This is a genomic window from Micromonospora chokoriensis, assembly GCF_900091505.1.
In the GTDB taxonomy this organism is placed as follows: Bacteria; Actinomycetota; Actinomycetes; order Mycobacteriales; family Micromonosporaceae; genus Micromonospora; species Micromonospora chokoriensis.
The window spans coordinates 6,761,474-6,782,518 of sequence record NZ_LT607409.1; the positions used below are offsets into that span (position 1 = coordinate 6,761,474).

A 21,045-nucleotide genomic window follows, 5' to 3' on the forward strand; every position below is an offset into this window, starting at 1 on the left:
ATAAATCGTCGACCCGAAAACGAACCGGACAGTGTTGCGCGCCGGCACAGGACGTGTCGGCGCGCTTTTCTGCGATGGTGCGATTCAGTTTTGTCGACGCGGAGATCAGGTCAGCGCCGGCTCGGCCAGACGGAGCAGATCGTCCGCCTCCGCCGCAGCCGCCGCGAGCCGATCATTGTCGGCACGCAGACGCGTGATCTCGAACTCCAGTGCCTGCACCCTGGCACGCAGCCGGGTGACCTCGTCGAGCAGACGCCGGTCGGGCGCTGCACCTACGTGGCCGTAGAGGGCCTTCGCCATGCTGACTCCTTGATATGCGCTGCCGGAAAGGCCGGCCAACGCGCGCCCATTTGTACGCGGCTGTCATTCCAGGCTGTATCTGGGCATGACCGGGCGCGACTGGCGACACCTATATATTGAGCCGCAAACCCCTCCTCCGTCAAGTTCTCGCAGGCCGTAGATCATCTCCACGTCGACCTGTCCACTTGTCGGGGGGCTGCCTTCACGGCACGGACACGCTCTGTCCGGACACCTTTACTGTACGCCCGGATTCCCGGAAGTCCGCCCCCTGTCGTCCGACTTCCCCTTAACTCTTCCTTAGCCACGTTGCCGCAGGTCGCGGGCGCGCCGTAGCGTCACCCCGGCCCGCAACCGACCTCTGGAGGCATAGGCGTGTACGGCTGGACCGACCCGATGGACCCGAACGGCGCCCCCCGGCGCGCTGAACGGCCGACCGACGAGCCGGCCTGGCTGCACGACCGCCCGGAGCCCCGCTCGGCCTACCTGTTCGGTGACGACACCGACCAGCCCGCCGACGAGTGGCACCCGCAGCAGCCCGGCGACGACTGGCAGTCGGGCCGGCCGACGCCCACCGCCCCGGCCGACGCCCCCACCGCCGCCTGGCCGGCCCACCGCCCGGGCGGCGACACCGGCCACCGGGGCGACAGCCACCCGACCGAGGACACCACCGGCGGATGGCACACCGACAGCGACCCCGCGACCACCGGCGGATGGCGTACGCCGGACGGGGCGACCGGCCGTTCCGGCGAGGGACGGCACCGCTCCCCGCGCCGCTGGCGCAAGCCGATGATGATCGGCGGCGCCGCTGCCGCGGCCACCCTCGTGGTGACCTTCGGCGTCGGCGCGCTCGCGATGCCCGGCGGTGGCGACGGAGCCGACCAGCCGACCGCCGTCGACGACACCTTCGCCGCGTCGCAGGCACCGACCGAACCGCCGGCTCTCGACACCCTGGCCGCACCCTCCCCGTCCGCCGCGCCGAGTTCGGCGCAGCCGAGCCCCTCGCCGACCAAGGTCGTCAAGCCGACCCCCGCGGCGTCGCGGACCACCGCCGCGTCGCGTCGCGCCCGCAGCACCGCGCCGAGCACGACCAACGGTTCGGGTTCCGGCGGTTCCAGCGGCACCGTCAGCTCGCAGGCCCGCGAGGTGGTGGACCTGGTCAACGCCGAGCGGGCCAAGGCCGGCTGCAAGGCGCTGACCATCAACGACAAGCTGATGACCGCCGCGCAGAAGCACAGCCAGGACCAGGCCGACCACCAGAACATGTCGCACACGGGCAGCGACGGCAGCAACGCCGGCGTCCGGCTGGACCGGGTCGGCTACGCCTGGCGCACGTACGGCGAGAACGTGGCCTGGAACCAGAAGACCCCGACCTCGGTGATGGACGCCTGGATGAACAGCTCCGGCCACAAGGCCAACATCCTGAACTGCGCGTTCACCGAGATCGGCGTCGGCATCGCCACCAGCAACGGCCCGTACTGGACGCAGGTCTTCGCCGCGCCGCGCTGACCGCGCGTCGTCCGCGCCCCCGCGCTCGTTTGACCCGGTGAGGTACGTCGGGCCGAGCGTGGGGCCGGCGTACCGGTGAGGGCGGCGACCGGCCGCCCCGGCCCCGGGAGCTGCCGATGCGGATCCGGCCACGGCGACGCGCCGCCGTACGCCCGCTGCGCCGCGTCGTGTCGGCGGGCGTCGCGCTGCTCCTGGTCGTCCCGGCGTACGGGTGCCGTCCGGCAGTGACCCCGCCCGGCGCGCCCACCGCGTGGCCCGCCGGACAGTCCCGCCACTGGCAGTGGCAGTGGCAACTCAGCGGGCCGCTCGACCCGACGGTGCAGGCGGACGTCTTCCTGCTCGACCCGGTGGCCACCACCGCCGCGGAGACCGCCGAGCTGCGCTCCCGGGACCGCCGGTTGATCTGCCAGGTGTACGTCGGGTCGGTCCGCTCCACCGACCCGGACGCCAGCCGGTTCCCGCACGTCGTCCAGGGCTCGACCGGGCCCCGACCGGACAGCCGGTGGTTGGACGTCCGGGGCTGGGACGCGCTCGAACCGGTGCTGGCCGACCGGTTCCGACTGTGCCGGGGCAAGGGGTTCGGCGCGGTCGCGCTCGCCGACGCCGACGGGTACGCGTTCCGCACCGGCTTCCCACTCGACTTCGACGACCAACTGCTGTTCAACCGCCGGCTGGCCGAGCTGGCCCGCTCGCTGAGCCTCTCCCCCGGGCTGGTCAACGACGTGCCGCAGCTCGCCGCGCTGGCTCCGGACTTCGACTTCGTGGTCAACGAGGAGTGCGTCCGGCTGGCCCAGTGCGCCAAGCTGCTGCCCTTCGCCGACGCCGGCAAACCGGTCTTCCACGTGGAGTACGCCGGCTCGACCGACGACTTCTGTGTGACCACCGTCGGGTACGGCTTCGCGTCGATCCGGAAGGACCGCGCGTTGGACGCGTCCCGGGAGGCCTGCCCGTTGCCCTGACACGGTGCACCCCGCCGCTTGATCGACTCGAATTTCCTGATGTCGCGGTATCAGGCGGCCCGGGATACCGCGACATCAATGAAACCGAGGTGACCAAGGGCGGGGCAGGGACGGCGTGGGTGCTCGCCGGGTGGGGTCAGGGCACCGGCACCAGCTCCGGGGTGGGGGCCGGCGGGTCGGCCGGCGCGGCGGCCGGGCGAGGGCGCAGGAAGCGCGGGGCCCACCAGTTGGCGTCGCCCAACATGGTCATCAGGGCCGGCAGCACCACTCCCCGGATGATCGTGGCGTCCAGCAGGATCGCCGCCGCGAGGCCGATGCCGAGCTGTTTCATATCGATCGTGCTCAGCGTGGCGAAGATCGAGAACACGCCGACCATCACGATCGCCGCGCTGGTCACCACCCCGGCCGACGAGGTGATCCCGTAGGACACGGCATCCCGGTTGGGCATGCCGGCCCGTACCCCCTCGCGGATCCGGCTGACCACGAAGACGTGGTAGTCCATCGAGAGGCCGAAGAGCACCACGAAGAGGAACAGCGGCAACCAGGACACGATGGCGCCCATCGACGTGAAGCCGAGCAGTCCCTCGGCCCACTCACCCTGGAAGACCAGTACCAGCAGCCCGTACGCGGCACCGGCGGAGAGCAGGTTCAGTGCGATCGAACTCGCCGCGACCACCACCGACCGGAAGGTGAACACCATGACCAGGAAGGTCAGCACCAGCACGAAGCCCATCACCAGGGGCAACTTGTCCCGGACGTGGGCCGCGTAGTCCTCGCTGTCGGCGACGCTGCCACCGACCGCGTACTCGATGCCGGGGATGCCCCGCAACTCGGCCGGGACCAGGTCCTCGCGCAGCTTCTCCAGCGACTGCACCGACCGGTCGTCGCGGCTGGCGTACGGGGTGGCGACGTCCAGCACCGACACCCGCCGGTCGGCCGACACCTCGATCTTCGGGCCGTCCGCCTCGACCGGGGCGAACAGCGGGTCGCCGGCCGCCCGGCCGGACAGGTCGGTGAGGGCGGCGCGTACCCGGTCGGCCTGCTCGGCCGGCGCCCGCACGGCCACCACGTGGTTGGTGCCGGTGCTCGGGAACGCCGCGGTGAGCCGGTCGTACGCCTGCATGGCCGGTGTGGTGCGGGGCAGGTCCTCCATGCCGGGGAACTTCAGCTTCATGCCGAGCGCGGGCGCGGCCAACGCGAGCAGCAGTCCGACCGAGATGACCAGCGTCACCACCGGCGCGCGCAGCGCGGGGAGGAGCACAGCGGGCCAGAGCCGGGGCGCGCGGGGCTGGCCGTGCCGTCCGGTGCGCGGTGCGGTCAGCCGCCAGAGCAGCGGCACCCGGGGGCGGTCGACCCACCGGCCGAGCCGGGCCAGCAGGGCGGGCAGCACTGTCAGCGAGCCGGTCACCGCGACGGCGACCACCAGGATCGAGCCGACCGCGAGGGACGAGAAGACCACGTCGCCGGCGAGCAGCAGCCCGGCCATCGAGATCATCACCGCGAGGCCGGAGACCACGACAGCGTGCCCGGACGTCTCCGCCGCGATCTCCACGGCGTCGAGACCGGAGCGGCCCTTGGCGCGTTCCTCCCGCTCGCGGCGGATGTAGAACAACGAGTAGTCCACCCCGACCGCCATACCGATCAGCAGGATCACCGGGGCCGTGGTGTCGGTCGCCGGCACCAGGTGCGAGGCGAGGGTGGACAGACCCATCGCGGCGGCGACCGACGAGAGCGCCAGCAGCACCGGCACGCTGGCCGCGATCAGCGCACCGAACGCGATGATCAGGATCGCCAGGGTGACCGGCAGGCTGAGCAGCTCGGCACGCTCGAAGTCCTTGCCCAGGGTGTCGTCGAGGGCCTGGCCGATCGACGGCCCGCCGACCTGTTCCACGCGCACCTGCGGATGTGCGGACTGCACCTCGTCGGTGGCGTCGCGCAACGGCTGCACCCGCTCCGAGGCCGTCTCCGGGTCACCGGACATGGTGATCGGCACGAGTAGCGCCGAGCCGTCCCGGGCGGTGACCGGCTGACCGACCGCGGCCACCCCGACGACGGTACGCAGCCGGGCCGCCGCGTCGTCGGCCGCTGCCGTCGCCGCCGCCCGGTCCAGCGCACCGCCCCGAGAGGTGATCAGGACGTTGTCCACGGCCGGGTCGTCGAAGTTGGCGGCGTCCACGATCAGGCCGGCCCGCCCCGCCTCACCGATGGCCTGGTCACCGCTGGTGGCCTCGTTGAGACCAGCGGCGTTGCCGCCGACGAAGCACACCGCGACGAACACCGCCCACAGCGCGATCGCCCGCCACGGGTGCTCGGCGCTCCATCGCGCCAGCCGCACCGTCACCGGTCTTTTCCGCATCTCGGATCCCCCTGTCACGTCAGCCCCCCAGTCAACGGAGCTGACGTTAGGGGCGTGACGAGGCGGTCACATCGGGGATCGGCCCCGGCCCGCCCCGGAAACCCGGGGCCGGCCGGCGGGGGTCGGCGCGGCGGGCATCAGCCACCAATCGGACGTACGCCCGGGTCCAGCCCGGAGCAACCCGCGGCGACCCGCCGACACCGCCCCGGAGTCGACTCCGGGTCATCCCCGAAGGGAACCCCGGGGTCGCGGTTGGCAGCGCGGGCAACTGTACGAGGACCGGTTCATGAACGCCTCGCGGCGGATCGGCGCGCCGCACCGACGGCACGGCTCGCCCTCGCGGCCGTACGCGTTCAGCTCCCGGTCGAAGTAACCGCTCTCGCCGTTGACGTTGACGTAGAGGGCATCGAAGCTGGTGCCGCCCTGACTGATCGCCTCGCCGAGCACGTCACGGACGTGGCCGAGCAGGCGCTGCGCGGCCGGGGCGGTCAACGCGTCGGTGGGACGGCCACCGTGCAGCCGGGCGCGCCAGAGCGCCTCGTCGGCGTAGATGTTGCCCACCCCGGAGATGAGGGTCTGGTCGAGGAGCGCCCTCTTCACCTCGGTGTGTCGGCGGCGCAGCGCGGTGACGAAGTCCGCGTCGGAGAACTCCGGGTCGATCGGGTCACGGGCGATGTGCGCGATCTCGTCGGGCAGGTCGGCGCCGCCCTCGCTCACCGAGAGGCCACCGAACGTGCGTTGGTCGACGAAACGCAGCTCCGGCCCGTCGTCGGCGAACCGGAACCGGACCCGCAGATGGGTCTCGTCGGTGGTGCCGGTCGGCTGGAGCAGCATCTGGCCGGACATGCCGAGGTGACCGATGATCGCGTCGCCGCTGTCCAGTGGCAGCCACAGGTACTTGCCCCGACGCCGGGCGTCGCGCACCGTCCGACCGGCGAGCACGTCGGCGAAGTGCACGTCACCGGGCACGTGTCGACGGACCGCACGGGGGTGCCGGACCTCGACCGAGACGATCCGGCGGCCGACGACCCACTGGGCCAGCCCCTGCCGGACGGTCTCCACCTCGGGCAGTTCAGGCACGCCGGGACCCCGTCTCGTGGCCGTCGGCACCCCCGGCCGGCAGGGCCTGCGCCAGGTGGTCGGCCTGCTCGGCCTCGGCCGCCCGCTCGGCGCTTTCCAGCAGCCCGCCCCGGCCGTCCTGGTCGGCCCCGCCGTCCTGGCCCGCCCCGCCGTTCTGGCCCGCCCCGCCGTTCTGGCTGTCGTCGCCGTTCTGGCCGTTCTGCTCGGCGAGCGTCCGCCAGGCGGCCTCGGCGGCGCGCTGCTCGGCCTCCTTCTTGCTGCGCCCCTCGGCGCCGCCGTACCGGTTGCCGGCCACCACCACCCACGCGGTGAACGTCTTCAGATGGTCCGGGCCGGTGCCCTCGATCCGGTACTCCGGAACACCGAGCCCGAGCGCCGCCGTCAACTCCTGCAGGCTGGTCTTCCAGTCCAGCGCCGCGCCCCGGCCAGCCGACTCGGCCATCAACGGGTCGAAGAGTCGGTGGATGACGATGCCCGTGGTGTCCAGCCCGTACTGGAGGTAGATCGCGCCCAGCAGCGCCTCCAGCGTGTCGGCGAGGATGCTCGCCTTGTCCCGACCGCCGGTGGTCTCCTCACCCTTGCCGAGCAGCAGGTACGCGCCAAGGCCGTCCGGGCCCAGACCACGGGCCACGTCGGCGAGCGCCCGCATGTTGACCACGCTCGCCCGCAGCTTCGCCAACTGCCCCTCGGGCAGGTCCGGGTGGTTGTGGAACAACGCCGTCGTGATCACCACGCCGAGCACCGAGTCGCCGAGGAACTCCAGCCGCTCGTTGGTGGGCAGCCCACCGTTCTCGTACGCGTACGAGCGGTGGGTCAGCGCGCGCTGGAGCAGCTCGGGTTCGAGACTCACGCCGAAGGCGGCTTCCAGGTGACCGACGGATACCCGCCGCCTCTTGTCGTTGCTCATGATGTGCGTACCTCGGTGTCGGTGGAACGGTTGGCGCGGTCCGTCGCGGCGTCGCCGTCGAGCAACGCGGAGACCAGATCGGTGGCGCGCCGTCGCCACAGGTGAGCGGCGAGAGCGATGCCGGAGGCGACGTCGCCGGCGCGGGCGGAACCGTGGCAGACGACCACCGTCCCCGCCACGCCCAGCAGGGCGGCAGCGCGGGGAGCGCCACCTTCGGCGGGAGGGCCACCGGCCATGGCGTACGCGCCCTCGATGGCCTTGAGCAGCACGTTACCGGTGAACCCGTCGGTGACGACCACATCGGCGCGCGCGCCGACGGCCACGTCGTACCCCTCGACCAGGCCGACGTAGCGCGCCCCGGCGGGGAGTCGTTCGGCGGCGAGCAGCGGGTCGGTGGCCCGGCGGACCCGGTCTCCTTTGCCGGCCTCGGTGCCGACCGACAGCAGCCCGACCCGGGGCGCGGAGATCGAGTGGGCCACCACGGCGTACGCGACACCCAGGACGGCGTGGCGGGCGAGGGTGGCGGGGCGCGGTTCCAGGGACCCGCCGACGTCGAGCAGGACCACCGGCCCGGCCACGGCGGGCAGGGTGGCGACCAGGGCGGGTTGGCGGATCTCCGGCCAGCGGCCGAGGCCGAGAACGGCGGCGGTGACGGTGGCACCGGTGGCGCCGGCGGACACCAGCGCGTCGGCGGTGCCGTCGCGGACGGCGGTGACCGCGGCGCGGACGGTGCTCTCCTTGCGGGCGGCGCTGGGGTGGTCGGCCATGCCGACGACGTCGCGCACGGGACGCACCGCGACCCGGACGCGCTGCGCCGGATCGAGCTCAGCGATCAACTCGTCGGCGACCTCGGTCGGACCGACGAGGAGCAGGTGCAGGTCAGGGTCGGCACGCATGGCCCGCAGAGCGCCGTCAACCACGACGGCGGGAGCGTCGTCCCCGCCGAGGAGGTCAACGGCGATCCGCGCGGTGCCCGGCTCCACGGGAACGCCGGCCGGAGTCGGCCGGGCATCGGGAGCCGGGGCACCGGGCGATTGCCAGGATGCGCGCGCCGCCCGACCTGGGGTCGGGGGCGTCACTGGGCGTCCAGGTCAGACCTCGAGAACCTGGCGGCCGTTGTAGGTGCCGCAGACGGAGCAGGCGGCGTGCGGCAGCTTCGGGGACTTGCACTGCGGGCACGCAACGGTCGCGACCACTGCCGCCTTCCAGTTCGCCCGGCGGGACCGGGTGTTGCTGCGCGACATCTTGCGCTTCGGGACGGCCACGGTTCTTACTCCTCTGTAACGGTCAGTTGCGACAGGCCCGCCCAACGCGGGTCGATCTGCTGGTGACTGTGGTCGGCCGGCAGATCGTCCCAGTGCGCCCCGCATTCGGGGCACAGTCCTGGGCAGTCCTCCCGGCAGAGCGGGTTGGTCGGCAGCGTGAGCACCAACGCGTCCCGCAGCGCCGGCTCCAGGTCGATCAGATCGCCCTGCATCCGGCCCACCTCGTCCTCGTCGGTCGTGGCGTCCGTGGTGCTGTCCTCGTACGCGTACAGCTCCTGGATCGTCACGCCCATCGAGTCGTTGATCTCGCGCAGGCAACGGCCGCACTCGCCCTTGACGGGACCGGTGATGGTCCCGGAGACGAGCACGCCCTCGGACACCGACTGCAACCTCAGATCGAGGTCGAGATCCGCACCCTCCGGCACGCCGATCAACTCCACGCCGAGGTCCGCCGGTGCCGGCACGACCCGCTTGACCTCACGCAACGCGCCAGGGCGGCGCGGCAGGTCCCTCGTGTCGAGGACCAGCGGCGACCTGGGGTTGAGTGTCGATGGCGAGTGCTTGGGCATAGTTAGACTCCGGCCGGTGAGAGGCCGACAAAAAAGGTTACCTGGGCGACCGCCGGACCGTCGAACCGGGGGCGACGCCTGCGGCGAGAATGTCGGCTGGTGAGGTGCCGCTCAGAAGGGTAGCGGGCGTTCCGCCTCGTCCCCAGCGAACGTGCCGATCTCCCGCAGGGCGTGCATCTTGTCCCGGCCGCGCTCTATCGAGGCCAGCGCCCGGGTGAGGAACTGTTCGAAGTTGGCCAGCGCGGTGTCGACGTAGTCGTCGACCTCCTCCCGCAGGCGCTGCGCCTCGGCTCGGGCCTCCGCGATGATCCGGGCGCCCTCGTGCTCGGCCGACACGGTGATCTCGTTCACCGAGACCAGGCGGGCGTGTTCTGCCTCACCCTCGCTGATGATCCGGTCCGCCTCGCGCTTGCCGGCCTCCATGATCTTGTCCCGCTCCTCGAGGAGCGCGGCGGCGCGACGCAGGTCGGCGGGAAGATCGGCACGTATCTCGTCGAGGGCCGCGATCGTCTCACCCCGGTCGACCATGCAGTTGTTGCGCGACATCGGGACGGAGCGGGCCTGCTCCACCATGGCGATCAGTTCGTCGATGCGATCGAGCGGGTCCACCGGTACCTCACTCCTGTCGTTCTTCGGCCGACCTCCATGATGCGGGCTACGGCCGTTCCCCGCGTCACCAATCATGGCGTGCCCGCCCCACCCGCGCCCCATCCGCCCCAACCCGGCGCGTCGCGACATCGTCACCCGGCGCCCACCGTGCCCGTACTCTTGCCTCGATTTCTGGCAAATGGGGCGCCCCGGTGGCCGGAGCGGTGACGGAGGGCAGATCAGCTACGGGGGCCGAGACGAGCCTGGAGAGCCTTACGGACCGGGTCGGGAACATGCGCGGAGATGTCGCCACCCCACTTGGCCACGTCCTTGACCAGACTCGACGAGAGGAACGAGTAGAGCGGGTTGGTCGGCATGAAGAGCGTCTCGACACCCGCCAGCCCGATGTTCATTTGGGCCATCTGCAACTCGTAGTCGAAGTCGCTGACCGCGCGCAGGCCCTTGATCAGCACACTCGCCTGCTGGGCCCGGCAGAAGTCGACCAGCAGCCCGCGGAACGACTCGACCCGCACGTTGCCGTACGACGAGGTGACCTCGCGGAGCATGTCGATCCGCTCCTCGACGGTGAAGAGGCCACTCTTCGACTGGTTCACCAGCACACCGACGATCACCTCGTCGAAGAGCCGACTGGCCCGCCCGATGATGTCGAGGTGTCCGTTGGTGACCGGATCGAACGAACCGGGGCACACCGCACGTCTCATGATCGGCGACCGTACCAAAGTGTGGTCTCGCCGTAACGGCGACTGCGGTCCGAGGTGATGCCGTCCACCCAGTCGAACTGCCTGGTGCGGCTGGACCGCTCCACCACCACCAGCGCGTCGGGCGCCAGCCACCCGCCGCTGACCAGCGCGGCCAACAGCGCGGTGATCTCCTCGTCCGGCAGCGCGTAGGGAGGGTCGGCGAAGACCACGTCGTACGGGCCGCCGTCCGGGCCGGCGGCCAGCGCCGTCGCCACCTTGCCGACGACCAGGCGGGCTGCCGGGCCGACACCGAGGGCCGCGACGTTCTCCCGGATCACCCGGGCCGCGCGCGGGTCGGACTCGACCAGCAGGACGTGTCGAGCACCCCGGGAGAGCGCCTCCAGCCCGACCGCGCCGGAACCGGCGTACAGGTCGGCGAAGCGGGCGCCGTCGAGGTCGACCTCGGCCTCCACGGCGCTGAACAGCGCCTCCCGAACCCGGTCGGACGTGGGTCGGGTGCCGGCACCGGGAGGCGCGGCGATCCGCCGGCCACCCAGCGTGCCGGCCACGATCCGGGTCATGGTCTCCACCTGCTCATGCCCGCGACGCTACGCGACCCTTCGGACCTGCCGGTCGACACGGTCGGTACCCCTAGAAAGATCACGTGATCACTTCTCGTATATCAATGATCTCAACTTCATAACATCCGTCTTAGCAAATCCTGAGCGCTGTCTCATGCGAGGCGATCTCGCTAGGGTCTGCCGGGTGCCGGCGGCAACCCACCGGCCCGCGGTACGGGAGGGCGCCTCTCCGATCGGACGTGCAGCGACCGTCCACTGTCACTCCCGTGCCACACCCCTGACGCTTCAGCACTCCAGGAGTACCCGTGATCCGTCCCAAGCTGTCGCTACAGCGACCGCTGGCCATCCTGGGAGCCGCCCTCATCGGCCTCACCGGGGCAGTCGCGGTGGCCGGCCCGGCCAGCGCGCACCACACCACGATCACCGCCGTAGCCGACTGTGACCGGCTCACCGGCGAGCGAGTGATCACCTGGAAGGTGGAGAACAGCGAGCGCAACAAGGCTGTCACCCTCAAGAAGGTGACCGCGGACCCGTCGACCGACGTCACCGTGCCGGTCAAGGGCTCCAAGGCCGTTCCGCTGGAGGGTTCCGTCATCCGCAAGGGCGGCAGCGTCCTGGCTGTTCAGCGGGTGCCGGGCGACACCAAGAGCGCCAAGCTCACGGTGTTCGGCAAGTGGAAGAAGAACGGGCAGGAAGCCACCAACGACGGCAGCATCAACCTGGCCGCCGACAGCTCCTGCGTGCCGACCCCGACGTGCGTCGACGTCAACAAGGCCAAGTACAGCCACACGTTCGACGGCCCGAAGGGCACCGCCACCGTCAAGCTCGACGGTGACCTGCCGCTCTGCGGCGAGGGCAAGCAGTGGTTCACGCTGGTGTCGTACTTCGCGCCCCGGCCGCAGTTCGCCACCCCGCAGTACGTCTACGGCACGCCGGACAGCAACTGGATCGGCGGCACCCAGACCGAGATCACGCTGAACGTCGAGATCCCGGACTGCCACACCCAGGTCGACCTGATCTGGGGCGGCAAGGACCAGGTCATCGACGAGCTGGTCGAGGGCGGCAAGCGCTACGACAACAAGAAGCTCGGTTCCTCGGGCGCCCCGGGCAACCGCTCGAAGGGCCCGCAGGGCTGGTACAACGGCGGCAGCAAGAGCTGCACCACCCCGGCCTCGACCTTCGCGTCCAACTGCGACGGATCGGTCGCCGTCTCGCTGAGCAACGACGGCAAGATCAGCAAGTACGCCGTCGAGTTCGAGGTCAAGGGCGAGAACGGCTTCACCAAGAAGGTCTCCGTCCCGGCCGGCAAGGCCGACACCAGCGTTGTCGTGCCCGCCGCTGACGCCGGCAAGATCGAGGTGCTGGTCGACGGCAAGGTGGTCGAGAACGGCACGTACTCGTGGCAGCGCCCCGAGGACTGCCCCCTGCCGGTCGTCACCACCAAGGCCGACTGCAAGGACTTCGCCCTCACCGTGAGCAACCCCGAGGGTGGTCTCCCGGTCAAGGCGACGTTCACCTACGGCGACAAGAACGAGACCCGCACGGTCGCGTCCGGCTCGTCGGAGACGGTGACCTTCAAGGCCAGCAAGGCCGAGTCGGCGCTCGTCGCGCTGCCTGACCTCGACCTGGAGATGGAAGCGGTCTACACGCCGGAGGGCAACTGCGGTGGCGGTGGCGCCGGCGGCGAGGAGCCGGGCCTCCCGGTCACCGGTGCGGCGGCGGGCGGCATCGCCGCCGGCGCGATCGCGCTGCTGATCGCCGGCGCGGTGCTCTTCGTCATCGCTCGGCGTCGTCGGGTGACCTTCACCGCCTGAGACACCCCGCTCTGACAACAGAGGGCGCGTCGACCACCCGGTCGGCGCGCCCTTCGTCATGCGCGGGGTGGCCCGCCACGCCCTGAGCGGCCTCATCACACCCCTGGCCCGTCATGCCCCGTGCGGTGTGATCGACTCGGAGTCTTTGAAGTCGGGGCATCCCTCAGGGCCCGACACCCCGATTTCCTGAAACGGGAGTGGATCACGAGCGGAGCGAGGGCCAGCGCGGGGCGGGCCCGGGGCGGGGCGGGCGCAGGGCGGGGCGGGCGCAGGGCGGGGCGCGCGCAGGGCGGGGCGGGCGGGCTCAGCCCTTCTCCAGGTACTCCGCGCGGTCCTCGTCCACCAGTGCGGCCACCGAGGCGGCCAGCGCCGGGTTGCGGGTCAGCTCCGGGTCGTCCTCGATCAGGGTGATCGCCTCGGCGCGGGCGTCGCGGATGAGTTCCGTGTCCCGTCGCAGCGACAGCAGGCGTAGGTGGGAACGGTGACCGGACTGGGTGGCGCCCAGCACGTCACCCTCGCGGCGCTGCTCCAGATCCAGCTCGGCGAGCTTGAAGCCGTCACTCGTGGACGCCACCGCGTCCAGCCGCTCCCGTGCCGAGGAACCCTCGGCCGCCTCGCTGACCAGCAGACAGAGCCCGGCGGCGGCACCCCGCCCGACCCGGCCCCGCAACTGGTGCAGCTGGGAGACACCGAAACGGTCGGCGTCGAGGACGATCATCACGGTCGCGTTCGGCACGTCCACGCCGACCTCGATCACTGTGGTCGCCACCAGCACGTCCAGGTCGCCGGCCGCGAAGGAACGCATCACCGCGTCCTTCTCGTCGGCCGGCAGGCGACCGTGCAGCACCCCGATCCGCAGCCCGTGCAGCGGCCCCTCGGCCAGCAGCGGGGCGACCTCGGTCACCGCCAGCGGAGGGCGTCGACCGTTGTCGTCCTCGGGTGGCGGCTCCTCGTCGGACGTGGGGCCGTCGCCGATCCGGGGACAGACCACGTACGCCTGGTGGCCGGCGCTCACCTCCTCGCGCAGCCGACGCCAGGCCCGGTCCAGGTAGGCCGGCTTCTCGGCGGCCGGCACCACGTGCGAGGCGATCGGTGACCGCCCCCGGGGCAGCTGGGAGAGGGTGGAGACCTCCAGGTCGCCGTAGACGGTCATCGCCACCGTGCGCGGGATCGGGGTGGCCGTCATCACCAGCACGTGCGGCGGCTGGTCGGCCTTGGCCCGCAGGGCGTCGCGCTGCTCCACGCCGAAGCGGTGCTGCTCGTCGACGACCACCAGGCCGAGATCGGCGAAGTCGACCCCCTCGTACAGCAGGGCGTGGGTGCCGAGCACGATGCCGGCGGCACCGCTGGCGACCTCGCCCAGCGCCCGCCGTCGCGCCGCCGCGCCCAGCGAACCGGTGACCAGCTCGACCCGGGTGGCGTGCTCGGCGGAGCCCAGCTCACCTGCTCTGCCCAGCGGCCCGAGCAGGTCGAGCATGCCGCGGTGGTGCTGGGCGGCCAGCACCTCGGTGGGCGCCAGCAGCGCGGCCTGGCCGCCCGCGTCGACCACCTGGAGCATCGCCCGCAGTGCCACGACCGTCTTGCCCGAGCCCACCTCGCCCTGCAACAGGCGGTGCATCGGGTGCGGTGCGGCCAGGTCCGCGGCGATCTCCACGCCCACGTCACGCTGGCCTTCCGTCAGCTCGTACGGCAGACGGGCGTCGAAGGCCGCCAGCAGCCCACCCGGGCGGGCCGGGCGGGGTCGGGCCGGCCAGTCGGCGGCCCGGTGCTTGCGCTGCACCAGGGTCAACTGGACGGCGAACGCCTCATCCCACTTGAGCCGCCGCCGTGCCCGGTACAGCGCCTCCTTGCTGGACGGCCGGTGGATCTCCTTCAACGCGGTGCCCAGCCCGACCAGCTTGCGGCTGGCACACACGTCGGCGGGCAGCGGGTCGTCCGGCGGGGTGAACGTGTCCAGCACGACCCGTACGCACCGCGCGATCACCCAGGTCGGCAGGGCCGCGGCGGCCGGGTAGACGGGGATCAGCGCGCCGGCGAACTCCTCGATCTCGTCGCTGGCCGCCGCCTCGCCTTCCCCACCCTCGCCGAGCAGCACGTACTCCGGGCCGTTGAGCTGCCGCTTGCCCCGGAACTCGGTGACCTTGCCGGCGAACAGCCCCCACCGACCGGGACGCAGCTCGCGCTCCCGCCACGCCTGGTTGCCGAAGAAGGTCAACGTCAGCACCCCGCCGGAGCCGTCACCGACGGTCACCTCCAGCAGGTTGCCCCGTCGCTGCCGCATCGGACGCACCGCGGTGCGCTGCACCTGGGCCAGCACGGTGACCTGCTCGCCGACGTCCAGCGAACGGATGTCGGTGTGCTCGCCGCGCTCGTCGTAGCGGCGCGGGAAGTGGTAGACCAGGTCACCCGCCGTGTGCAGGTCGAGGTGCGCGGCCAGCGCCTTGGCCGTCTTGTCCCCGACCAGCTTCTTCAGCGGAGTGTCCACGGTGGCTGGTTCGCTCATTCGATCCCTACCAGGAGCGGATAAAACGGCTGACCCCCCGGGTACGCGTGCACCTCGACGAACGGCCAGCGACTCTCGACGTGGGCGCGGACGGCGTCGGTGAGCCCGGCCGGGGCGTCCAGACCGGCCAGCAGGGTGACCATCTCACCACCGCCGCCGAGCATCCGGTCGACCACGGCGGCGCAGGTGTCGGTGAGGTCGGTGCCGATCAGGTGCACCTCCCCCTCGACCAGCGCCAGCACGTCGCCGGGCCGGCACGGGCCGGCCACGGTCAGCGCCTCCCGGCTGGCATGGCAGACCTCGGCGTACCGGCACGCGCCGGCCGCCTCGGCCATCGCGATCACGTCGTCCTCGAAGCGGCGGTCGCCGTCGCGGACCGCGAGGGCGGCGAGCGCCTGCACCGGCGAGCGGGTCGGCACCACGCTCACCTTGATGCCGTGCCGGTGGGCCTCGCGTGCCGCCGCGCTGGCCACGGCCTCCGTGTTGGCGTCGTTGGGCAGCACCACCACCCGGGCCGCGCCGGTGCCGCGGACGGCGTCCAGCAACTCGCCGGTGGACGGGTTGCCCGGCACCACTGTCGCGCCCTCCGCGGCGAACAGCTCGGCGATGCCACCCCCGGTGGCGACCACCACCGCGGCCCGGCCGGTCGCCACCGGCCCGGGAGGCGGCTCCGGCTGGTCGGCGAAGCGGGTCACCGAGATCCGGTACGGGCGGCCGGCGGCGACACCGGCCTCGACCGCCGCGCCGACGTCGTTGACGTGCACGTGCACGTTCCAGGTGCCCTCCGGCTCCCGCCCGTCGCCGACGACGACCAGGGAGTCTCCCAACACGTCCAGCGCCCGACGCAACCCGTCGACCGCCTCCACCCGGGCGTCGAGCAGGAACTGCACCTCGTACGCGTACTCCTCGGAGCCGGTCTCCCGGGCGGCGGTGGCCGCCGGGCGGGCGGAGCGCGGCGTCGGCGCGGGGTGGGCCGCGGTCTCGCCGGTGAGCACCGCGACCAGGGCGTCGAGCAGCACGCAGAGCCCTCGGCCGCCGGCGTCCACGACACCCGCGCGGGCCAACGCCGGCAGTTGCTCCGGTGTCCGGGCGAGCGCCTCAGTCGCGGCTCGGGCCGCCGCGCGGGCCACCACCGGCAGATCGTCGGTGCCCGCCTGGTCGGCTGCCGTCGCGGCCGCCGCGACCACGGTGAGCAGAGTGCCCTCGACCGGCCGGGCGACCGCCGTGTACGCGGCAGCGGCGCCGGAGCGCAACGCGGCGGCCAACTCCCGGCCCCGCACCACCGGTGCCACGGCGACCTCGTCGGCGACCCCCCGCAGGATCTGCGAGAGGATCACCCCGGAGTTGCCCCGCGCGCCGAGCAGCGCGCCCTGCGCCATCAGCCGCAGCGCGTGCCCGTGTGCGGTCGGCCCGCTGTGGGGGAGGGTGTCCAGGTCCATCGCGAGTGCCTGCTGAGCCGAGGTGAGGGTGAGCACCAGGTTGGTGCCGGTGTCGCCGTCGGGCACCGGATAGACGTTGAGCTGGTCGATCTCACCCTGGTGACGCTTGAGCGCGGCCAACCCGCTCGCGCACCAGCGGCGGACCGTGGCGGCGTCGAGGGTGTCCAGCACGGGCAGAAGCCTACTGGCGCGCACCGACACGCGCCGGAGTCGTCCGGCGTGTCCCCCGCGTCCCGGTCCGGCGGTCACCGCAACGCGACCCGGCCCCTCCGGTAACCTTGCCGCCGGGCCGGCCCACTCTCGGGCGGACGGGCCCGCGACCAGGTGGGAGCCGGAGCACCACCGAGCGCCGGACCGGGCCGGTTGGCCGGGTCGGCGAGTCATCGGGTAACCTGACCAGGTTGCCCGGGTAGCACCTGCCGGCGACCCCATGAACGTATCAATCCCAGGAGTATCCCGTGGCTAGCGTGTGCGACGTCTGTGGCAAGGGACCGGGCTTCGGCCACAACGTGTCCCACTCGCACCGGCGGACCAACCGCCGCTGGAACCCGAACATCCAGTCGGTGCGTACCCCGGCCGGTGGCGGCAACACCAAGAAGTTGAAGGTCTGCACCTCGTGCATCAAGGCCGGCAAGGTCACCCGCGCCTGACGCGGTAGCACCCACTTCCTCGTACGGCTCAGCCGGCGGACCTGAGGTCCGCCGGCTCTGTCGTGTGGTGGGGACCGCTCGCCCTCAGAGGGTGCGGCCGAAGGAGACGCAGCCCTCCGCGTCCTTGTAGAAGCCGAAGTTCGGGATCCGCTCGTATCCGGCGGAGCGGTACATGGCGATCGCCTCGGGCTGCTTGTCCCCGCACTCCAGGACCACGCGCTTGCGGCCCTGCTCACGCGCCGAGCGCTCGACGGCGGCCAGGACCGTGCGGGCCACGCCCCGGCCCCGCGCCGCCGGCGCCGTGTACATCCGCTTCAGCTCCGCGGTGTCCGCGCCGTGGCTGCGCCAGCCACCGCAGCCGACCGGCTCACCCGCCAGGTAGGCGACCAGGAACGCGCCGTCCGGCGGCTCGAACTCGGTGGCGTCCACCGGGGTCTCGTCGCCGGAGCCGCCGTAGCGGGCACCGAGGTCGGCCAGTGCGGCTTGGATCAACTGCTGCGCCACGGGTGCGTCGAACCGCACCACCCGGATCTCGATCTCACTCACGGTATTCAGGGTACGGCGGGCACCGGACCCTAACGGAAGTGGTCCCAGCCGGTCGGGCCGTCGTAGGGCGCCCCGTCGACCGTCACACCGGCACCGTGCGTGACCACGCCGATCGGCCGCCACTCCGCCGGCAGCGCCACCGCCGGGGGGAAGGTCGCGGCCAGCGCGTGGTCCTCGCCACCGGCCAGGATCCAGGTGTACGGGTCGACGCCGAGCGCCTGCGCCGCGTCGGCCATCTGCCGGGGCACGTCGAACGCGTCCCGGCGTACGTCGATGGCCACCCCGCTCGCCGTCGCCACGTGCCCGAGGTCGGCGAGCAGCCCGTCCGACACGTCGATCATCGAGGTGGCGCCGAGTGTGGCGGCCTGCGGACCGGCCGCGTAGGGCACCTGCGGCCGTCGGTACGCCTCGACCAGCACCCGGGGCGTGCGGAAGCCCCGGGTGAGCACGGTCAGCCCGGCGGCCGCGTACCCGGTGCGTCCGGCCAGGGCGAGCACGTCCCCGGGACGGGCCCCGGACCGCAGCACCGGCGGACGCCCCTCCAGGTCGCCCAGAGCGGTGACCGCGACGGTCAGCGTGGGGCTGGAGGACATGTCCCCGCCGACGACGCTCGCGCCGACCGACGACGCCTCCGCGGACAGCCCGTCGGCCAACCCCTCCGCCCAGCCGGTCTCCAGGTCCGCCGGCATGCACAGGGCGACCAGCAGGGCCGTCGGCGTCGCGCCCATCGCCGCGATGTCCGCCAGATTGGCCGCCGCCGCCTTGTGCCCCACGTCGAGGGCCGAGCACCAGTCCCGCCGGAAGTGCCGCCCGTCGACGAGCACGTCGGTGGAGGCCGCGACCCGGCCGTCCGGCGCGGTCACCACCGCCGCATCGTCACCTGGACCGAGCAGGGCCGTCGGCCCGTACGACAGTCGAGCGGTGATCTTCCCGATCAGCCCGAACTCCCCGATCCCGGACACGCTGACGCCACCACCGGCGTTCCGCCCGTGCCGCCCGGTCCCGCCCTGCTCGCTCACCGCTGCTCCTTGACCACCGATAGGGATCAGACCTGGTCCGTAAGGTAGTTTCACCCTTCGGGCCGCTCCCGGGCGGCGACGGACGGAGGTCGAGTCGTGGTACAGGCGTACATCCTCATCCAGACCGAGGTCGGCCGCGCACGTGACGTGGCGGGTCTCATCGCGGACATCCCCGGCGTCGTACGGGTCGACGCCGTGACCGGGCCGTACGACGTGGTCGTCCTCACCGAGGCGAACACCGTCGACGAGCTCGGCAAACTCATCGTCAGCAAGGTGCAGATGGTGCCCGGCATCACCCGCACCCTCACGTGTTCGGTGGTGCGGCTGTAAGTGGACGAGATCACGACATCCTCCTCCGCTCTGGACGACGACGGCACGGGCGACGCAGCCGACGGGACGCGCCAGGCAGCCGACGGCACGCGCCAGGCAGCCGACGGGACGCGTGGGCCGGCTGACGGTAACCGCGAACCGGCCGACCCGGCCGCCGCCGCGCCGGCCGGTCGGGACCGGACCATCCGCGGCGCCGCCCTGCTGGCCACGTTGATCGCGCTGCCCGTCACGTTGCTGGTGGCTGTGCTGGCCTTCACCAAGCTCACCCCCGACACGCCGGCCGCCGCGCCGAGCCCGTCGGCCAGCAGCGCCCGGGTGCAGTCCACCACTCCGGTGCAGATGGCCGCCCCGGCCCTGGCCGCCCGCCCGGCCACCGTCTGCCGGGCGCTGCTCTCCCAGCTTCCGGCGAGCATCCGCGACCTGGCCCAGCGCCCGGTGACCGCGGGCCCCGAGCAGAACGCCGCCTACGGCGACCCGGCGCTCACCGTGGCCTGCGGCGGCGCCGAGCCGACGTTCCCCAGCACCGACGAGGTCTGGACGGTCAACCGGGTCTGCTGGCACCTGGCCGAGCAGGCCGACGCGGCAGTGCTCAGCACCGTCGACCGGGAAACCCTGATCACCGTGCGGATCCCACGCTCGTACGAGCAGCCGTTGCAGTGGGTGCCGACCATCTCCAGCACGATCGTGGCGACGGTGCCGTCCGGCGGCGCCATCCCGTCCGGCTGCCAACGCTGACGCGCAGCGGGCCCCGCACCGGCTGACGTACGCGGGCGGGGCCGGCTGGCTCAGTGCAGACCGATGCCGCGCCGCTGGGCGGTACGGATCAGTCGGTTGACCAGCTTCGGGTATTCCAGGCCGGAAGCCGCCCACATCCGCGGGAACATCGACGTCGGGGTGAACCCGGGCATCGTGTTGATCTCGTTGAGGTAGACGTCCAGCTCGGGTGTGACGAAGAAGTCCGCCCGGGCCAGGCCGGCGCAGTCCAGCGCGGTGAACGCGCGGACGGCGTACTCCTGCACCTGACGGGTGACCCGCTCCGGCAGGTTGGCCGGGATGTCGTACTCGCACGAGTCGTCGAGGTACTTCGCCTCGAAGTCGTAGAAGTCGTGGTCGGTGACGACCCGCACCTCGGCCAGCACGGACGCCTCCGGCGCGCCGCCGGCCTCGCCCTCCAGCACCCCGCACTCGATCTCGCGGCCGATGATCGCGGCCTCGATGATGACCTTCGGGTCGAACTTCCGGGCGGCGGCGACCGCGTCGTCCAGCTGCGCCCAGTCGCTGACCTTGCTGACGCCGAAGGACGAGCCGGCCCGTGACGGCTTGACGAAGACCGGCAGGCCCAGCCGCTCCTTGTCCTGCTCGCTGAGGGTCATCCCGTTGCGCAGCACCGCGTACGTGCCGACCGGGATGCCCTCGACGGCACACAGTTTCTTGGTGAACTCCTTGTCCATCGCGGCGGCGGAGGCGAACACGTTCGCCCCGACGTAGGGGATGCCGGCCATCTCCAGCATTCCCTGGATGGTGCCGTCCTCGCCGTACGCGCCGTGCAGCACCGGGAAGACCACGTCCACGTCGGCCAGCACCCGCGGACCCTCGGTGGGGTCGAGCACCATCAGCCCGTTGCCGGTGGGGTCGGCGCGCAGCACGATGTCGTCGCCGGATTCGGCGGTGATCTCCGGCAGCCGGCGGGCGTTGATCGCGAGCTGGGCGGGATCTCCGTCGGTCAGCACCCACTGGCCGGCCCGGGTGATGCCGACGGGCACCACCTCGAACTCGTCCGGGTCGAGCGCGCCGAACACGCTACCGGCGCTGACGCAGGAGATGCCGTGCTCCGGGCTGCGGCCGCCGAACACGATCGCCACGCGGGTCTTGCCTGGGGTGGTCACTCCGGTCACCTCTTCGTACGCGACTGCGGCTGGCCGTGCTCGCCGG

21 protein-coding genes are annotated in these 21,045 nt (G+C 72.2%); 6 read left to right on the forward strand and 15 right to left on the reverse strand.

Annotated elements, in window-relative coordinates; genetic code table 11:
• Nucleotides 1-105: 105 nt before the first annotated feature.
• Entirely contained in the window at nucleotides 106-300 is a 195-nt protein-coding gene (locus GA0070612_RS30575) for a hypothetical protein (protein WP_007456482.1), read from the reverse strand.
• Nucleotides 301-672: 372 nt separating this feature from the next.
• Between GA0070612_RS30575 and GA0070612_RS30580 the strand changes: the two genes are divergently transcribed.
• Together GA0070612_RS30580 and GA0070612_RS30585 are read left to right on the forward strand one after the other, a co-directional pair.
• The gene (locus tag GA0070612_RS30580) at nucleotides 673-1,806 is read left to right on the forward strand and encodes a CAP domain-containing protein (RefSeq protein WP_088991065.1); all 1,134 of its coding nucleotides are present in this window, start codon (nucleotides 673-675) and stop codon (nucleotides 1,804-1,806) included.
• Nucleotides 1,807-1,922: 116 nt separating this feature from the next.
• On the forward strand, nucleotides 1,923-2,765 hold the full coding sequence (locus tag GA0070612_RS30585) for an endo alpha-1,4 polygalactosaminidase (RefSeq protein WP_088991066.1): 843 nt from the start codon (nucleotides 1,923-1,925) through the stop codon (nucleotides 2,763-2,765).
• A 136-nt stretch (nucleotides 2,766-2,901) separates the two neighbouring features.
• On the opposite strand, the gene GA0070612_RS30590 is transcribed toward GA0070612_RS30585, so the two are convergent.
• The 9 genes from GA0070612_RS30590 to rsmD form a co-directional block, all read right to left on the reverse strand.
• A complete protein-coding gene (locus GA0070612_RS30590; protein WP_088991067.1) occupies nucleotides 2,902-5,121 on the reverse strand; it encodes an MMPL family transporter in 2,220 nt (739 codons plus the stop codon).
• A 222-nt stretch (nucleotides 5,122-5,343) separates the two neighbouring features.
• Entirely contained in the window at nucleotides 5,344-6,201 is an 858-nt protein-coding gene (mutM, locus tag GA0070612_RS30595; RefSeq protein WP_088991873.1) for a bifunctional DNA-formamidopyrimidine glycosylase/DNA-(apurinic or apyrimidinic site) lyase, read from the reverse strand.
• On the reverse strand, nucleotides 6,194-7,108 hold the full coding sequence (gene rnc / locus GA0070612_RS30600) for a ribonuclease III (protein ID WP_231924402.1): 915 nt from the start codon (nucleotides 7,106-7,108) through the stop codon (nucleotides 6,194-6,196). The genes mutM and rnc overlap by 8 nt, the downstream gene beginning before the upstream one ends.
• The gene (locus tag GA0070612_RS30605) at nucleotides 7,105-8,091 is read right to left on the reverse strand and encodes a phosphate acyltransferase PlsX (RefSeq protein ID WP_088991068.1); all 987 of its coding nucleotides are present in this window, start codon (nucleotides 8,089-8,091) and stop codon (nucleotides 7,105-7,107) included. Before GA0070612_RS30605 ends, rnc begins: the two co-directional genes overlap by 4 nt.
• 108 nt (nucleotides 8,092-8,199) lie before the next feature.
• On the reverse strand, nucleotides 8,200-8,373 hold the full coding sequence (gene rpmF, locus GA0070612_RS30610) for a 50S ribosomal protein L32 (RefSeq protein WP_088646032.1): 174 nt from the start codon (nucleotides 8,371-8,373) through the stop codon (nucleotides 8,200-8,202).
• A 5-nt stretch (nucleotides 8,374-8,378) separates the two neighbouring features.
• Complete coding sequence (locus tag GA0070612_RS30615) at nucleotides 8,379-8,942, reverse strand: YceD family protein (protein ID WP_088991069.1); 564 nt, start codon at nucleotides 8,940-8,942, stop codon at nucleotides 8,379-8,381.
• A 111-nt stretch (nucleotides 8,943-9,053) separates the two neighbouring features.
• Complete coding sequence (locus tag GA0070612_RS30620) at nucleotides 9,054-9,551, reverse strand: SPFH domain-containing protein (protein WP_088991070.1); 498 nt, start codon at nucleotides 9,549-9,551, stop codon at nucleotides 9,054-9,056.
• Between the two features lie 218 nt (nucleotides 9,552-9,769).
• Complete coding sequence (gene coaD / locus GA0070612_RS30625; RefSeq protein ID WP_088991071.1) at nucleotides 9,770-10,252, reverse strand: pantetheine-phosphate adenylyltransferase; 483 nt, start codon at nucleotides 10,250-10,252, stop codon at nucleotides 9,770-9,772.
• Nucleotides 10,249-10,812 carry a 16S rRNA (guanine(966)-N(2))-methyltransferase RsmD gene (gene rsmD, locus GA0070612_RS30630; RefSeq protein ID WP_088991874.1) on the reverse strand — a complete coding sequence of 188 codons (564 nt, stop codon included), beginning with the start codon at nucleotides 10,810-10,812 and terminating at the stop codon, nucleotides 10,249-10,251. The genes coaD and rsmD overlap by 4 nt, the downstream gene beginning before the upstream one ends.
• Before the next feature lie 305 nt (nucleotides 10,813-11,117).
• Between rsmD and GA0070612_RS30635 the strand changes: the two genes are divergently transcribed.
• Nucleotides 11,118-12,626: a cell wall anchor protein gene (locus GA0070612_RS30635; protein ID WP_088991072.1), complete on the forward strand. Its 1,509-nt coding sequence runs from the start codon at nucleotides 11,118-11,120 to the stop codon at nucleotides 12,624-12,626.
• Nucleotides 12,627-12,930: 304 nt separating this feature from the next.
• Here GA0070612_RS30635 and recG read toward each other — a convergent pair whose 3' ends face one another.
• Nucleotides 12,931-15,129: an ATP-dependent DNA helicase RecG gene (gene recG, locus GA0070612_RS30640; protein WP_088991073.1), complete on the reverse strand. Its 2,199-nt coding sequence runs from the start codon at nucleotides 15,127-15,129 to the stop codon at nucleotides 12,931-12,933.
• A complete protein-coding gene (locus GA0070612_RS30645; protein ID WP_088991875.1) occupies nucleotides 15,126-16,739 on the reverse strand; it encodes a DAK2 domain-containing protein in 1,614 nt (537 codons plus the stop codon). Before GA0070612_RS30645 ends, recG begins: the two co-directional genes overlap by 4 nt.
• A gap of 287 nt (nucleotides 16,740-17,026) precedes the next feature.
• Here GA0070612_RS30645 and rpmB point away from each other — a divergent pair, with 287 nt between their 5' ends.
• Nucleotides 17,027-17,218 carry a 50S ribosomal protein L28 gene (rpmB, locus tag GA0070612_RS30650; RefSeq protein ID WP_011905179.1) on the forward strand — a complete coding sequence of 64 codons (192 nt, stop codon included), beginning with the start codon at nucleotides 17,027-17,029 and terminating at the stop codon, nucleotides 17,216-17,218.
• An 84-nt stretch (nucleotides 17,219-17,302) separates the two neighbouring features.
• Here rpmB and GA0070612_RS30655 read toward each other — a convergent pair whose 3' ends face one another.
• Nucleotides 17,303-17,764 (reverse strand): GNAT family N-acetyltransferase, encoded by a 462-nt coding sequence (locus tag GA0070612_RS30655; protein WP_088991074.1) that lies wholly within the window; start codon nucleotides 17,762-17,764, stop codon nucleotides 17,303-17,305.
• 29 nt (nucleotides 17,765-17,793) lie between these two features.
• On the reverse strand, nucleotides 17,794-18,726 hold the full coding sequence (locus GA0070612_RS30660; RefSeq protein ID WP_088991876.1) for a thiamine-phosphate kinase: 933 nt from the start codon (nucleotides 18,724-18,726) through the stop codon (nucleotides 17,794-17,796).
• 153 nt (nucleotides 18,727-18,879) lie between these two features.
• Between GA0070612_RS30660 and GA0070612_RS30665 the strand changes: the two genes are divergently transcribed.
• A complete protein-coding gene (locus GA0070612_RS30665; RefSeq protein WP_030487446.1) occupies nucleotides 18,880-19,113 on the forward strand; it encodes an Lrp/AsnC ligand binding domain-containing protein in 234 nt (77 codons plus the stop codon).
• Nucleotides 19,114-19,143: 30 nt separating this feature from the next.
• Complete coding sequence (locus tag GA0070612_RS30670) at nucleotides 19,144-19,848, forward strand: DUF3515 family protein (protein WP_167393729.1); 705 nt, start codon at nucleotides 19,144-19,146, stop codon at nucleotides 19,846-19,848.
• 50 nt (nucleotides 19,849-19,898) lie between these two features.
• Here the strand turns inward: GA0070612_RS30670 and GA0070612_RS30675 are convergent, their stop codons facing one another.
• Nucleotides 19,899-20,999, reverse strand: a complete 1,101-nt coding sequence (locus tag GA0070612_RS30675; protein WP_088991076.1) for a D-alanine--D-alanine ligase family protein — start codon at nucleotides 20,997-20,999, stop codon at nucleotides 19,899-19,901.
• Nucleotides 21,000-21,045 lie beyond the last annotated feature (46 nt).